Source organism: Dysgonomonas sp. GY75 (assembly GCF_015234155.1).
Taxonomy (GTDB): Bacteria; Bacteroidota; Bacteroidia; order Bacteroidales; family Dysgonomonadaceae; genus Dysgonomonas; species Dysgonomonas gadei.
Map to the genome: position 1 here is coordinate 325,454 of NZ_JADCLQ010000012.1, position 15,460 is coordinate 340,913.

Below are 15,460 nucleotides of genomic sequence, written 5' to 3' on the forward strand. Positions count from 1 at the left end.
TTCTAAGTAATATTTTTGTGATTAATGATTTCTATTTTATATTAGTTGCCATATTATATCTACAGAGAAGGCCTTACACTCACGACTCTGGTTAAACCATATGCAGGGTAAAGACCAGCCTTATATACAATACGTTGCCCTCTTTCACCAGCTGCAAAGTTAACAAAACCTGATGGTAATCCGCCTCTCACATCTGAAATTATTATGTACAGACTCCGGCTTAAAGGGTATTTTTCTAATCCTATATAAGCCGCTAAAGGCTGATAACTGTTTCTATCAGTAGCCTCTTCAGCCCTACTGACAGCCATTACATTGATTTTATTAATAAAACTTAAATTGGTTGTATCGGACGGATTGCTAATCCAGTTCACCCCTATAATGCCTAAAGCATTGGGCGTAGATGCAACATAATCTATCACCTGTTGGTTAGGCGTACGCTCCGACAGATCAATCGTTCTGGTACTATCTGAAGCTCTTGCTTTCAGGTTATTCCCGAGCTTACCTCCACAAATAGAGTCTCTGAGATACCTGACTGTACTTGAATTGGGGCTATCGAACGTCACGGCTATTTCACCCAACGATGATTTGGGATTAAGCTCTTTCCATGTACGAACCTCTCCTGTCATTATTCGCTTTATGTCTGCTACTGTTATCAGTGTATCAGTATTCGCTTTATTCACAATCAAAGCAATGGCATCTGTACCATATTTCTGCGAACGAACAACCCGGTTTCTTTCTTTTATTATCAGCCCTTCATTCGGTGTCAGTTCGCGAGCTGCTATAATAACACGCACACTGTCTTTCATGAATAAGTCGAAGGCTTGATTTTCACCGGTATAAATAGGGATAATAGTAGCATCTCTGTTCAATGCTTCGAACACATCGACTTGTTCCTGGACGATAGGTGCGAAACATTCATCAGCAACTATTGCTGCCAAGCCACTAGTTGGGGTATCGGTACGTGTAACCTTAGGTCCACTGCACGAATACAGAACCAATGATAAGATGAATAAAATAAAGCTCAACCTTTTCATAAACCTTTTTTTAACTGTCAAATTTATTCTTTCCAAGCTCTGTAAGCTCTGAACAAACCATATACAATAAGTAAAACTCCTCCGATGGTACGAGGTACTCCAACCGGAATAATATTTTCTAATACTGCTGTAAACGACAATGCACAACCTATTCCAAAATAGAATAGAGACATAAAAAATCCATATATTTTTTTTACGGGAGTCTTGTTTTCTTCTTTCATATCTTCTATTATTGGAAAAGAAGAGAAGATGACTTTTAATATTCAAACTTCTCTTCTTTTGTTAGTTTTATGTTTGTTATTTAAACAAATACTTCAAAAACATGCATTATTGTTTCAAGCGGAATACAATCGGAAGGGTAAAGTAAACCGGTACATTCAAACCGTTTTGCTTACCTGGAATCCATTTAGGCATCGCTTTTACAACCCTTACAGCTTCTTTATCACAAGATGGGTCGATACCACGAATTACCGTTACATCAGAGATTGCACCTGTTTTGGTAACAACGAAACGAATAGTAACACGTCCTTGTATTCCTGATTCCTGAGCTACAACCGGATATTTCAGATTATCATTGATAAATCTATGCATCTCAGTTTCACCTCCGGGGAAGCTAGGCATCTGCTCTACTGTAACGAATGGTTTTTCTTCCACAGGTTTTTCTTCCACAATTTGCTTGTGCTCTCTCAACTCTGCGATATCGATACCATGTTTGTCGTCAGTACCTTTTACATCAGCTACTGAAATCTGGATTTTAGTTTCCTGAATCTCATCCTGGCCTACCATTTTCTCTTCAGCTACTTCTTCGTCCTTCGCAATTGTCGGTGGAACGAATTTCACTGTTGTTTTCAACGGTGGTGGCGGTGGAGCTGTTTCCTGTTTAATAATGTTCTCTTCCGGAATTTCTTGTTCTACCGGAATATTAGACATCTCATATGCCTCATCCATTGGTCCGCCTTGGTTCTGCGTAAGCTTTTTGATTTCACTTACCAATCCTGGTAAAGCAGAAACAAAACCCGCAAATACACAAACGACAAGGAATGCTACGATATGCCTCTTCGAAGATGATTGACGTAGTCTGTAGGCACCATACTGTTTGTTTTTCCCTTCAAAAACTACATCACACCATTCTGCGGAATTTAATCTGATATCTTTTGACATAATTTACTCCTTTTTATAATGTGATTACTTTTTTGGTGGTGCTGCCTGTGCCCCATAAGCTCCCTTAGTCTTGAGATTCTCCAGAAGGAATTGGTCCCCCTCGGTCATATCCACGATAGCATATTTGTCAATACTGCAAATCTGCATTTCATCCAGAGCATCTACAAGATTTGCATAATTAGCGTCGGCAGTAGGTTTTATTACAACAACCTGTCCATCTTTATCGCCTTTTATTTCTTTAGATCTTGTTTGAAACTCTTCGTCAGACATTTTTTTGTTAGTCACAAATTTTTCATGTTTGAGTTCCTTCATTTTTGCAACAATACTTTTGTTTCTGTCCAAAAGCAGCGCACGAAGGCCTTCCGGTGAAAAATCTGTTTCTTTCAAAGTTGTATAATCTTCATAATTCGGTATACCTGTATAATAATATACCTTATTATTTTCTCCTAATATAAGGGTGATTGCTTTTGATTCCTTCACCTTTACTTCTTCATCTTCGTTCAGTTTCTCATTGGTAGGCATCGCGATATCCATCACCTGCGGTTTACTCAATGTCGTACAGAACATAAAGAATGTGATCAAAAGCATGTTCATGTCTACCATGGGGGTAAAGTCTACCCTTAGGGTCTCTTTTTTAGGTTTCCCTTTTTTTACTTCTCCTCCACCGGTATCTATTGAAGCCATAATCTTTTCTTTTTAAAAATTTTTAAATTTGATTATTACAAGCCTTCCGGCATTTTCTTGAGAGTCGTAATTAGGCTATATCTGTTCTCTTTCATTCCTACCAGGATCTTCAGTACTTTATCCACTTCAGGATATGCAGTCTGCTGATCTGATTTGATAGCAAGTTGTAGATTTTCACCGCCTATTTCGCGTGCATGTTTCACCCAACGGGTCAACTGATTGTTGGTACTGTCGGTTGGAACACCCATTTTTTTGATTTCTTCATCTTGCGCACTCAATGGCTTGTCTAAGAAAGCAGACATTCTACTCATAGGCACCCCGATATGTGATTGCTCTACGAAAGATCTTATCTGTTTGTCGTTAAACGTAATACCATAGTCTTGCCCCATCAACTGTAATACCGATTTTTTGGTATTAGCATCGTCTAAATTCAAAAATACCCGTCCTTCTGTGTCTATTAATATTGTTAATACATTACTTTCAGAGACCTTACGTTCGGATACTGATGCCGGCGTCAATACTGTTACCGGTTCTTTAGGGATAAATGTTGCTGTAAGCATGAAGAATGTGAGCAAGAGTACAGTAACATCACTCATCGCGGTCATGTCGATGAACGTGCTCTGTTTTTTTACCTTAATCTTTCCCATCTTCTTGTTTTTACTTATTAGAGTAGAATTTCACAGAAATTCCACAAATTATTCCGAAAAATTTTAATTATTTAGCTAAGCCACCGTGTAAATTAGTGTAAGTCTGGCCAATAGCAAAACCCACTTCGTCTACAGCGTTAGTCATATCTTCAACTTTTCCGGAGAAGTAAGAATAAGAAATAATAGCACAAGCACCTGTACCGATACCCATTGCAGTATTCATAAGTGCCTCAGAGATACCGAGTGCCAATACTGTAGAGTCTGGAGCTCCTTCTTGCGCCATCGCACCAAACGACTTGATCATACCAAGTACCGTTCCGAATAGTCCCATCAACGTACCTAATGTAGAGATAGTAGCGATAACTGACAAGTTTTGTTGTAAATATGGAAGTTCCAATGTTGTAGCTTCTTCAATTTCTTTCTGAATGATTGCAGCTTTTTCGTCATTGTGCAGGTCTGTCAATTTCTCAACATCTGCATATCTGATCAAACCAGCTTTAAGGATATTAGCAACCGAACCTTTTTGCTCGTCACAAAGCTTAGATGCACCAGCGATATCACCAGCTTCTAATTTAGCTTTTGCGTTCATCACAAATTTAGCTGTACTTCCTTTACCGCTAGCTCTGTTCAATGCGAAAAATCTTTCAACAGAAAGAGTAAATACTGTAAGCAACAATGTGATTACGATTGGAATTACCCATCCACCTTGATAAAGGGTACCCAGTATGTTTCCTCCTATCGGATGACCTTTTTCGTCGAAGTTACTGTCTGCACCTGCTACCAGATAGAAGAATAGGTGAGCTACGATAGCACATCCAATAACTACTACAAAAGCTGAAACACCTTTTGATCTAGGCTTTTTGTTCGATTGTTGTTTTTTAGTTTCCATAATGATAATAAATAATTTAAGTTTAGTGAATCAATTTTTTGTTTTATAATTGTTATACATTCAATATTTCAAACTCAAAAAAAGCCATTCAGGGCGTCAATTTAGGTTACAAATATACTATTCCGTTTTATCTTTCAATGTATTTTGTTCCAAAATTGCACTCCGACTAACGCTTTCAGTTAAATATAACGTAAAAAATAGGTTTTTATTTTTCGAAAAAAACAACTCTATAAAAATTATTACTAATAAATTCAAAGGTCTATATATCTGTATACGTGGAGTTTCTACATCTAGATGTGTCCACTAGGTATTAAATCTGCAAAATATTCCATTATTCCAGCTAACAAAAATAGAATTAAAAATGATTCTACACAATTAAAAAATATAAAAAAAGTCTTATTAAATCTATTTATCTATGCATAATTCATCATTAAGCGCTATTACAGCGTCATTGTAAAATTCTCTTTTTATTACAAACTGCATATTTACCTGGCGCAATGACTGCCCGAAACTTTCCACATTAATACCCCTGTCAAACAATGCTTTTGCCGCTCTGTATAAAAATCCCGGCAATGCGATATTGGTACCCATGGCACAAACCAAAGCCACCCGCTCAACGACTACCTGATAGAAATTCTGCTCTAATTCGGCAATCAGTTCACGCGATTTATAATTGTCCCACACTATGTTAGTTATAGAGTTGGCGTTAGTCGATTTTAGTATATAACTTACTCCATACTTGGCAAATATCTGCATTATTTTAAGGTCGAATCCGACTTCTCCTACCATCATGGGGTCGTGTACCTCGATTGCCAGTACTTTATTTGTACCTGAAACGATCTCTATCTTAGGTACTTCCGACACATAATCCCTTGTTATCAAAGTACCGGGATGCTCCGGCTCGAATGTATTCTTTATACGGATATCTATATTAGCTAATTCCAATGGTTTAGCTGCCTTTGGATGAATTGCCTCCATCCCGATATCAGCCAACTGGTCTGCTATAATATAATTTGTTCGCCCCACAGGAACGGTTTTTTCAACCCCCACAATATTAGGATCGGCACTCGAAAGATGGTATTCTTTATGTATAATAGCCTCATTGGCGTGCACCTCTACGGCCACTTTACTGAAAGTAACTTCTGTATAACCACGGTCGAAAGCACGCATAATTCCTTCTGTGCCCTTAGTATATCCGGTAGTTATACATAAGTCTTTGCTAAAGTCAACCCCTTTGAATGCCCTGTGTATTCGTTCATCGATAGTCAGCGGCAATGAGTCGTTAAACCCACACAGGTCTATAAACCGCGCCGATATACCATTATTATTGAGTATATTAACTGAATTCCAAGCTGAATGCGCTTCACCCAGCGAAGCCAGGATCTCACGTGCAGCCAGACAAATATCATCTGCGTTTACATAACCCGATGCCATCACTTTGCTCAAGCTGTGCAACATGGTCTTAGCCTGCTTGATACGATAAGTGATAAACTCACGGGCTTCGAGTTGGTCCAGACCTATTTCTTCGAAACCTTTATTTATCAGCAACAGGCGCTGACACAGACTATCGAGTCCTATACTATAATCGCTGTTTTCGAGAAATTGCACATACACACCAGGCTCACCCGTTTTTTTGTGCTCCAACAGCCAGTTAGTCACATTATTATACGCCGACACCACAAATATACGGCTATACATTTCGTCAGGTGTTCTTTTTCCCACAATCACGTTTTCCAGTACATCTTTAAACTGGGACATGGAGGTTCCGCCAATTTTCTCTACTGTAAGCATTTTATTATTTAAGACTTCAACTTTTTTAAACTGCGCAAAAATAATAAAATTATCCTATTCTCTACTCATTTATAGAATATTGTCATCTTTTTATAACAAAAATTTAACCTTAAGTGAAAATGATATACCCGGTAAATAATAATTCTGATATATTTGTAATCATTTTAACTATGTTAATTAACGAATATCCAGATGAATCACCTTTACATTCTCATTCTCTTAATCTTATCTTTCGCATACATACCTGTATCTGCACAGAATTTCAAAGGTAAGATCACTGACAAGTCGGGAGAACCATTGTATGGAAGCTCCATATATATTAAGGAAGTAAATCAGGGGCTGGTATGTAACGACGATGGATTTTATCAGACAAATCTCCCTATCGGCAGCTACAATGTAGAGTATAAATGCCTGGGGTTTAAAAGGGAGGAACGGAAAATACAAATAAGAGGGAATGAGACCCTCTCTCTGGATATTACACTGGAAGAAAATCCATACACTCTAAAAGAAGTCACTGTCTCCAACAATGAAGACCCCGCTTACCCTATTATCAGAAAAGCGATAGAAAAGGCACCTTTATATGCAGGAGCAATAAAAGAATACACCGCTGATGTATATATAAAAGGAAACGGGGAAATATTAAAAGTCGGCTCTCTGGTCGACAGATTGTCGAAAAATGCGGAAGGAATTAAATTATCGGAGTTACAAAACCAGATATTTGTTCAGGAATCTTTTAGTGAAGTACAATTCACCTCCCCGGATAAGTATAAACAAACGGTAAAAGCATTTTCGAGCAGCATTCCCGACAATCTGGATGCAAAAGATGCGATGGGTGTCATACAATCATCCCTATATATGCCTAAAGCCGGTATGTTTATATCCCCGCTAAATCCCAAAGCCTTTACTTACTACAGGTTCAGGTATGAAGGCTTCTTCGAGGACGGTGATGCAACCGTAAATAAAATCAAAGTAGAGCCGAAAATGAAAGACCCCATATTATATAGCGGATATATTTATATTGCCGATAATACATGGCATATTTATTCCGCCGAGCTGACCAGTAATGTATATGGTGTAAAGGAGGATCATTCCATCACTTATCAGGAATTGAAAGAGAATGCTTTTCTGCCCGTTTCTTATCTTATAAATTCGAATATAGATATATTGGGTAATAAATTCACATTCAACTACTACGCCTCACTGAGATATAAGGATATAGAGATTAATAAAGAAATAGCCAAAGAACTTGCTGAAAAGAAAAAAACGAAGAAAAGAGATTTCGAGATAAAAAGAGATTCTCTTTACAAAACGGAATCAGATAGCCTTGCCACCAAACGTGACTCGGCATATTGGGCAAACATACGCGTGATACCGTTGGAAGAGAGGGAAATAGTAAGTTATGTAAAAAAAGATTCCATACAGCAGCATATCGATTCGGTACGCAAAGATCATCACAATTCCAAATTCTCTTTTACGGATATTTTCAGCGGAGGTAAAATTGGCGGCGATTCTACCCGCTTCACATTCAAATTTGATGGTTTACTGCTCGGAGTGCCGGAATACAACTTCGTTGACGGGTTATGGCTGGGACAGAAATTCGATCTGAGCACCAAAATCGGGAAAAATAACCGACTAAGTATATCACCTTATATATATTATACTACTTCGCGAAAAAGAATAGTCGGAGGTGGAGATATCAATCTGCTCTACTCCCGTATGAAGATGGGCGAACTGATAATTTCGGGAGGTTCGGTCAGTGAAGACTTCAATCCTACGGGCATACACAGGTTCAATAATGCAACTAACTCCCTGATAAAAGGGAGAAACTACAATCATTTTTATCAGAACGATTATATATCTGTGGTCAATAATATTGAGCTTATTCACGGACTGACGCTCATAACAGGAATTGAAACGGCAAAACGCTCGGGCTTGTCAAATCATACTGATTATACCTGGGGCAGGAAAAGCGGGATAACTCCCAATATGTTTTCGGGCGACCGCTTCGACAGAACAGCTTATAATATAGGAGTAGATTATATTCCATATGTATATTACACACTGAACGACGGCGTGAAAAAATATCAAAGAATCACCTCTCCTGTATTCTTCATCAGATATAGCGAGGCTTTTGCTTCGTGGCAGACAAATAATTCGAAATACAGGAAATTAAGGCTGGGAATATATCAGCAACTCAGGTTAAGCGAATTCTCCCGTTTCGGTTATCACATCGAAGGAGGAGCATTTTTGGGCAATAAGGATAAAATGCATTTTGCCGACTTCCAGCAGTTCAATACATCGGACATAACCATCAGCCTAAGATCGCCGTTCACTTCGTTTATGTTACTCGATAACTATACAGCGTCGACCAATAAGCACTGGCTAAAAGGCGAATTCAACTACGACAGCAACTATTTGTTCCTGAAACGCCTGCCTTTTCTGCAAGGTAAAATGTTCACAGAAAGCCTTCACCTGAAAAATTTATATACCCCGGATATGAAATTATATTCGGAAATAGGCTATTCCATTAATATAACCCGCCTCTTAAATTTCGGTACATTTGTTTCTTTCAGAAAAGCCGAATATCAGGACTTTGGAATCCGTATCATGTTCGATTTGGAAAAGTCGAAGAAATTATTCAAGTAAAGATCAGGAGGCATAAAAGAATTAAAAATTCCGGATTTGGACTTACCTGTATTTTATTTCTTGTAAATTTGCACTTCATAAAATTCAGCAATAAATAATGGCTTCATTCAAATCGTGGATATCGGCACTCCGGCCCCGCACCTTATTTCTGGCTGTGGCAACGGCGCTGTGCGGCAGCGGAATAGCATACAGCACCGGAAATTTCAGTATTTCCGTCTGCATACTTACTATGCTGATAGCAACCATCCTTCAGTTATTATCCAACATGGCAAACGATTTAGGGGATTACCAGCATGGTACCGATATCACCGGCGAACGTGTAGGGCCTCAGCGCACAGTGCAAAGCGGAGCTATCACTCCCGGACAGATGAAAAACGCCATTATGACAGCAATCGGCGTAGCTGCAATTGTCGGCATACTCCTTATATATATAGCACTCCAATTTATGGACTGGAAATACATCGTTCTATTTCTGATTCTGGGAGCTACCAGCATTGTAGCGGCGATAAAATATACAGCAGGTAAAAATCCGTATGGGTATAAAGGGCTGGGCGATGTATTCTCTTTTACTTTTTTCGGATTGGTTTCGGTAGTAGGTACTTATTTCCTGCATACCCATGTAGTCGATTTTATGCCGTGGCTTCCTGCAACCGGACTGGGGCTATTAACTATAGCTGTACTCAATCTGAACAATATGCGGGATATGGAGAATGATAAGAACTCGGGTAAAATAACGATTCCGGTGCGTATAGGTTTCAGGAATGCGAAGTACTATCATGCTTTCCTTACATTGGGTGCGCTAGCGTGTTTTACTCTATATTCAATCCTCTATACGACCCACTGGTACCAGTATCTGTACCTGTTGTGCTTCTTTATCTTCATCAAACTGCTGATAAATATATTTCGTATCAGAGAGAACCGCCTGCTCGACCCCTACCTCAAATATACATCTATGGGCACATTCGTTTTGTCCGTTTGTTTCATTATATGTATCAATCTGCAATGAAAAAAATAGGTCTTTTATCCGATACCCATAGCTGGTGGGATGACAAATACGAAAAGTATTTTGCCGAATGTGACGAAATATGGCATGCCGGCGATATCGGCTCTATGAGTCTGGCTCTACGCTTCGAAGCCTTTAAACCATTCAGAGCAGTATATGGAAATATCGACGACAGCAAGATACGGGAGGCATATCCCGAATTCCTGCGATTTACTCTGGAAGGGGTGGACGTACTGATGACACATATAGGAGGTTACCCGGGAAAGTACGATCCACGGGCCCGCTCCGTTCTATTCGCCAACCCGCCCAAGTTATTTATCTGCGGGCATTCGCATATATTGAAGGTGATGTTCGACAAAAAGCTGAACTGCCTGCATATAAATCCCGGAGCTGCCGGTAAATACGGATTCCATAAGGTAAGGACACTGATACGCTTTGTGCTGAATGAAGGTAATATTTCCGATTTGGAAGTAATAGAGTTGAAGGATTAAAGTAGTACTCCCTCTCAACCAGATAATTGAGAATGCCTTTGGCCAAATTGAAAAATCCCTGCCAATGGCATTTTCATATATAACTTTATCTATGTATATAGCTATTAGCCTTTTGATAGCTATTAGCTCTTTGAAAAAATGAATTAGCAGATTTGAAACATCGTTCAACGGAACGAAGTGTAGTTAAAATTAGCATATTAGCAAATGAATGAAATAGTGTAACCTTTGTTACTTTTTAACAAGTAGTAAGTTTTAAGTACTAAGTTGAAAGTTATACGAGATACAAGTTGCTAGCTGATGACTGTTTACCGGAAAGTCACTTATGCGATAGCTTAAGCTAACGGCTAATAGCTATCAGCTAAAAGCTGAAATATGTGTAACCTTTGTTACCTTTTTGGTGAAACTGTGGGGGCGAAACATTTTTCGCACGCGATGACTAACGGGCGAAAGATGTTTCGCCCCTACAAAAACGATAAAATAGCTGTTACTTTTGTTACCTTTTAACAAGTAGTAAGTATTGAGTAATAAGTTGAAAGTTGTATGAGACATGAGATACGAGTAGACAAGACACGAGAGATGAGTTGTGATGGCTGTTTACTGACGAGATACTTTGCTCTGCTCAGTAAGCTAATTATTAATTGTTGATTCTTAATTATTAATTGCTTTCCCTGTTACCTTTGTTACCTTTTAACAAGTAATGAGTAATGAGTTTTAAGTAATAAGCAATAAGTTGAAGAACTGTATTTCTGTTAACTGATGACTGCTAACTGTTGACTGTAAAAACTGTTACCTTTGTTACCTTTTTTATTTTTAAGTATAAAGGAATCACCCGGAGTTTTTATAACCTGGCGACATCAATACATTAATTTTTGCAACTTTGGCAAGCCTTTTGCTGTAAATAAAATACATAATTAGACAAAGGCAGATCAAACGACAAGGATTTGCCGTATATCTTTTTGTAATAAACTATGAATAAAATAGATACTAAGATATGAAAGAGGAATTTACCGAAAAGGAGTTTGATAACGGACAGCCTGCAGAGGCTGATAATATGACAAATAATCAGCCTGAAGAAACGGCTGAAGCAGAAAGTAGTGACAATCTGACCGACTGGGAGGCCAAATATAATGAATTGAATGATTCATATCTGCGCCTGAATGCAGAATTCGATAATTACCGCAAACGTACCTTGAAGGAAAAGGCTGAATTATTGAAATCGGGCAGTGAACGCGTATTAATTGACATAATATCCGTTGTGGACGACTTTGAGCGTGCTTTGGAAAATATATCCAAGACAGAAGATATAGAAGCGGTGAAAGAAGGAGTCGATCTGATTTACAGTAAATTCACTACCTTCCTGACAAGACACGGTGTAAAAGAAATAGAAACAATCGGGCACACTTTCGATACCGACAAACATGAAGCTATTACCACCGTTCCTGCACAGTCGGAAGATGATAAGGACAAGATTGTAGACAGTGTGCAGAGAGGATATACGCTGGATGATAAAGTTATCCGTTATCCGAAAGTAATCGTTGCAAAATAAAAAAGAAGGCATCCCAATGGCAACCACAACAAAAAGAGACTATTACGAAGTATTGGAAGTTACCAAGACTGCAACTTTCGAAGAGATAAAAAAAGCTTACCGCAAAAAAGCGATTCAGTTCCATCCCGATAAAAACCCGGGTAATAGCGAAGCTGAAGAGAAGTTTAAGGAAGCGGCAGAAGCATATGAAATTCTAAGCGACGAGCAAAAACGTGCCAAATATGACAGATTCGGACACGAAGCTCCGGGCGGATTCGGCGGACATTCGGGCGGATTCTCCATGGACGATATATTTTCCCAGTTCGGCGATATCTTCGGAGGTCATTTTGGTGGGGGCTTTGGCGGTTTCGGCGGACAACGAGGTCCAAGACAAAACCGTGGTTCAGATTTACGAGTAAAAGTTAAACTGACATTAAAAGATATAGCCCAGGGGGTTGAGAAAAAAATAAAGGTAAACAAATTTGTTGCCTGTTCGCATTGTAGAGGGACAGGTGCAGATGGTGGCACAGCATACGAAACCTGTTCGACCTGTAAAGGTTCGGGAGTAGTAACCCGCGTCATGAACACTATTCTGGGACAGATGCAAACACAAACTACTTGCCCGACCTGTAACGGAGAAGGCAAAAGCATTACCAAAAAGTGCAGCCATTGCGCCGGAGAAGGCATCGTTCGCGAAGAAGAAGTAATCTCCATCAATATACCTGCCGGAGTTGCCGAAGGAATGCAACTTTCGATGAGCGGTAAAGGAAACGCGGCCCGTCACGGCGGTGTAAACGGCGACCTGCTGATCCTTGTAGAAGAAGAACAACACCCGGAACTGTTCAGAGACGACAACGATGTTGTTTATAACCTATTGCTATCCGTGTCTACTGCTGCACTGGGAGGTAATGTGGTAGTACCGACAATAGACGGAAAGGTAAAAGTGACGATAGAGCCGGGAACACAGCCGGGTAAAGTGCTTCGCCTCAAAAACAAAGGATTACCGAGCATCAACAGATACGGCACAGGAGACCTGCTTATAAACATAAGCGTATATATTCCTGAAAATCTTACTGATAGCGAGAAATCAACATTAGGAGGACTCGAAAATTCACCGAATTTTCAACCTAGCAAATCAGTAAAAGAGAAAATATTCAGTCATTTCAGAAAGATGTTTGATTGATAAAAAATCTGAAAGCAGTCGATAAGAGACTGCTTTCATTCGATAAAATCGGGTAATATTTAATGGTAGTTTTTAACCGTAATCAGTTTTGACTGTTATCCTAATTGAAAAAATAAAGAGGTTTGTGACCTTAATATCCTGTAAAACTATAACTTTGAGAATCTAAATACGGGAGATCATGAAAATAAAGGAAATCTTACATACCATAGAACAACTCGCCCCGATACCATTGCAAGAAAACTTTGATAACAGCGGTATCCAAATAGGAGATGTAAATCAGGAGGCCAAAGGCGCCGTAGTATGCATCGATGTAACCGAGGCTGTGATGGACGAAGCCATCGCTTTAGGATGTAATCTTATTATCTCACACCATCCCCTCGCCTTCCGCAGCTTCAAATCCCTGACAGGAAAAAATTATGTAGAACGCTGCATGATAAAAGCCTGCAAGCACGATATCGTAGTTTATGCGGCACACACCAATCTGGACAATGCCACGCAGGGAATCAACCATTATCTGGCAGAAATGCTTAACCTGCAACATGTGCGGATTCTCGACCCACAAAAAGGTAAGTTGCTAAAACTGGTCACTTTCGTTCCACACTCGCATGCCGAGCTTGTGCGCAACACCTTATTTAATGTAGGGGCGGGGAATATAGGAAATTACGATTCATGTAGTTATAATGTATCAGGAGAAGGGACTTTCAAGGCCGGAGAAAATACAAATCCTTTCACCGGAGAAATAGGAGAATTGCATACCGAGCCCGAAGTACGGATTGAAATAATCCTTCCCATATATAAGCAATCGGAGGTAAAACGCGCACTGATAGCAGTACACCCGTATGAGGAGCCTGCTTATGATTTCTATTTATTAGAGAATACATGGTCGCAGGCAGGAAGCGGGATAGTAGGCACATTGGCCGAAGAGACAGAAGAGGAAGATTTCCTTTACTTGCTGAAAGATACATTTCACCTGAAGACAATACAGCATTCCGCCTTAAGGGGGAAGCCTGTAAGAGACATAGCCATCTGTAGCGGAAGCGGATCATTCCTGATACCGAAAGCAATATCATATAGTGCCGATGTATTTATTACAGGTGAGGCTAAGTATAATGATTATTATGATGTGGAAGATAAGATTCTGCTGGCAACAGTAGGACATTACGAGTCCGAAATTTTCACAAAGAATATATTTTTCGATATTATCTCAAAAAAATATCCTACCTTTGCGGTATATATGTCAGGATTTGATGTAAATCCTGTGAACTATTTGTAAATGAGCGGTGACATACTCCTGCTATTTACGGATGATGTAGTAAGATAATAGCGGGATGCTGTTTGATTACTGCATTTTTTTATGATAATCATCTTCAATTATAACTTATATATTATATAAACTTATGGCTAAAAAGCAAGAAAAAGAGATCACTGTAGAGGAAAAGCTGAAGACGCTTTATGCTCTGCAACAGAAATTATCCGAAATAGATAATATAAAGATTCTTCGCGGTGAACTTCCCTTGGAAGTAGCAGACCTCGAGGATGAAATTATCGGTCTGGAAACCCGTATCAAGAAATACGAAACTGAGTTGAAAGAAGCAGACACTGCAGTTTCTTTTCAAAAGCAGAAAGCAAAAGACAGCACACTGAAAATTGAAAAATACAAAGAGCAATTGGACAATGTGCGTAATAACCGTGAATTTGACCACCTGAGCAAAGAAATCGAATTCGAAACACTGGAAATCGAATTATCAGAAAAACGCATTCGTGAATTCACTCAGGATTCCAAGAATCTGACAGAGCAGGTAGAGAAGAGCAAAACTTTCTTACAGGAGCGTTCTGCCGACCTGGGACAGAAAAAAGAAGAACTTGACAACATCGTATCCGAGACTAAACAACAGGAGGAACAACTCCGTGAAGAGGTCAAGGATATAGAGACAGAAGTCGAACCTCGTCTGTTGCAGGCATTCAAGCGTATTCGTAAAAGTGCACGCAACGGTCTGGCTGTAGTATGTATCGAACGTGGTGCTTGCGGAGGTTGCTTCAATAAAATACCACCCCAAAAACAGATGGATATTAAGATAGGTAAGAAAATCATCGTATGCGAATATTGCGGACGTATTATGATTGATCCTGAATTAATTGGAGCGGCGGAATAACATAAGTTATAAAAAAACTGATAAAAGCAAAAAATCGGAAAGGTTAAATGTAACTTTTTCGATTTTTTTTATCTATATATTGTGAACTTTGCTATTTGTATCGTGTTATATATTTTACAGTTCAAATTTTAAAACGGAAAACTTTTTCTAAAAATAAAAATACTATATAACTATTAATCAATATGTTAATTTTTATTTTAGAAAACTTTTATTTTTGTTCAAAAAATATTGTTACAAAATTTGTTTCATCTTT

14 protein-coding genes are annotated in these 15,460 nt (G+C 39.0%); 7 read left to right on the plus strand and 7 right to left on the minus strand.

Going from position 1 to position 15,460, the window contains the following annotated elements:
* Nucleotides 1-59: 59 nt before the first annotated feature.
* The 7 genes from IR083_RS06740 to IR083_RS06770 form a co-directional block, all read right to left on the minus strand.
* On the minus strand, nt 60-1,034 hold the full coding sequence (locus tag IR083_RS06740) for a PstS family phosphate ABC transporter substrate-binding protein (protein WP_006798637.1): 975 nt from the start codon (nt 1,032-1,034) through the stop codon (nt 60-62).
* 23 nt (nt 1,035-1,057) lie between these two features.
* Entirely contained in the window at nt 1,058-1,255 is a 198-nt protein-coding gene (locus tag IR083_RS06745) for a hypothetical protein (RefSeq protein ID WP_006798638.1), read from the minus strand.
* 106 nt (nt 1,256-1,361) lie between these two features.
* On the minus strand, nt 1,362-2,195 hold the full coding sequence (locus tag IR083_RS06750; RefSeq protein ID WP_006798639.1) for an energy transducer TonB: 834 nt from the start codon (nt 2,193-2,195) through the stop codon (nt 1,362-1,364).
* 24 nt (nt 2,196-2,219) lie between these two features.
* Nucleotides 2,220-2,879 (minus strand): ExbD/TolR family protein, encoded by a 660-nt coding sequence (locus IR083_RS06755; RefSeq protein WP_006798640.1) that lies wholly within the window; start codon nt 2,877-2,879, stop codon nt 2,220-2,222.
* 35 nt (nt 2,880-2,914) lie between these two features.
* Nucleotides 2,915-3,526, minus strand: coding sequence for an ExbD/TolR family protein (locus IR083_RS06760; protein WP_006798641.1), 612 nt, complete (start codon nt 3,524-3,526; stop codon nt 2,915-2,917).
* Between the two features lie 67 nt (nt 3,527-3,593).
* Nucleotides 3,594-4,415, minus strand: coding sequence for a MotA/TolQ/ExbB proton channel family protein (locus IR083_RS06765; protein WP_006798642.1), 822 nt, complete (start codon nt 4,413-4,415; stop codon nt 3,594-3,596).
* Nucleotides 4,416-4,820: 405 nt separating this feature from the next.
* Nucleotides 4,821-6,206, minus strand: a complete 1,386-nt coding sequence (locus IR083_RS06770; RefSeq protein ID WP_006798643.1) for an aspartate kinase — start codon at nt 6,204-6,206, stop codon at nt 4,821-4,823.
* A 192-nt stretch (nt 6,207-6,398) separates the two neighbouring features.
* Between IR083_RS06770 and IR083_RS06775 the strand changes: the two genes are divergently transcribed.
* The 7 genes from IR083_RS06775 to IR083_RS06805 all read left to right on the plus strand — a co-directional run bounded on the left by IR083_RS06775 (nt 6,399) and on the right by IR083_RS06805 (nt 15,207).
* Entirely contained in the window at nt 6,399-8,852 is a 2,454-nt protein-coding gene (locus tag IR083_RS06775) for a DUF5686 and carboxypeptidase regulatory-like domain-containing protein (RefSeq protein ID WP_194223702.1), read from the plus strand.
* A gap of 97 nt (nt 8,853-8,949) precedes the next feature.
* The gene (menA, locus tag IR083_RS06780; protein ID WP_194223703.1) at nt 8,950-9,858 is read left to right on the plus strand and encodes a 1,4-dihydroxy-2-naphthoate octaprenyltransferase; all 909 of its coding nucleotides are present in this window, start codon (nt 8,950-8,952) and stop codon (nt 9,856-9,858) included.
* Nucleotides 9,855-10,346 carry a metallophosphoesterase family protein gene (locus tag IR083_RS06785; protein ID WP_194223704.1) on the plus strand — a complete coding sequence of 164 codons (492 nt, stop codon included), beginning with the start codon at nt 9,855-9,857 and terminating at the stop codon, nt 10,344-10,346. The genes menA and IR083_RS06785 overlap by 4 nt, the downstream gene beginning before the upstream one ends.
* A gap of 991 nt (nt 10,347-11,337) precedes the next feature.
* Nucleotides 11,338-11,892 (plus strand): nucleotide exchange factor GrpE, encoded by a 555-nt coding sequence (locus IR083_RS06790; protein WP_006798647.1) that lies wholly within the window; start codon nt 11,338-11,340, stop codon nt 11,890-11,892.
* Between the two features lie 16 nt (nt 11,893-11,908).
* Entirely contained in the window at nt 11,909-13,054 is a 1,146-nt protein-coding gene (gene dnaJ, locus IR083_RS06795) for a molecular chaperone DnaJ (protein ID WP_194223705.1), read from the plus strand.
* A 178-nt stretch (nt 13,055-13,232) separates the two neighbouring features.
* Nucleotides 13,233-14,327 (plus strand): Nif3-like dinuclear metal center hexameric protein, encoded by a 1,095-nt coding sequence (locus IR083_RS06800; RefSeq protein ID WP_199343195.1) that lies wholly within the window; start codon nt 13,233-13,235, stop codon nt 14,325-14,327.
* A 124-nt stretch (nt 14,328-14,451) separates the two neighbouring features.
* Nucleotides 14,452-15,207, plus strand: a complete 756-nt coding sequence (locus IR083_RS06805; RefSeq protein ID WP_006798650.1) for a zinc ribbon domain-containing protein — start codon at nt 14,452-14,454, stop codon at nt 15,205-15,207.
* Nucleotides 15,208-15,460: the final 253 nt, after the last annotated feature.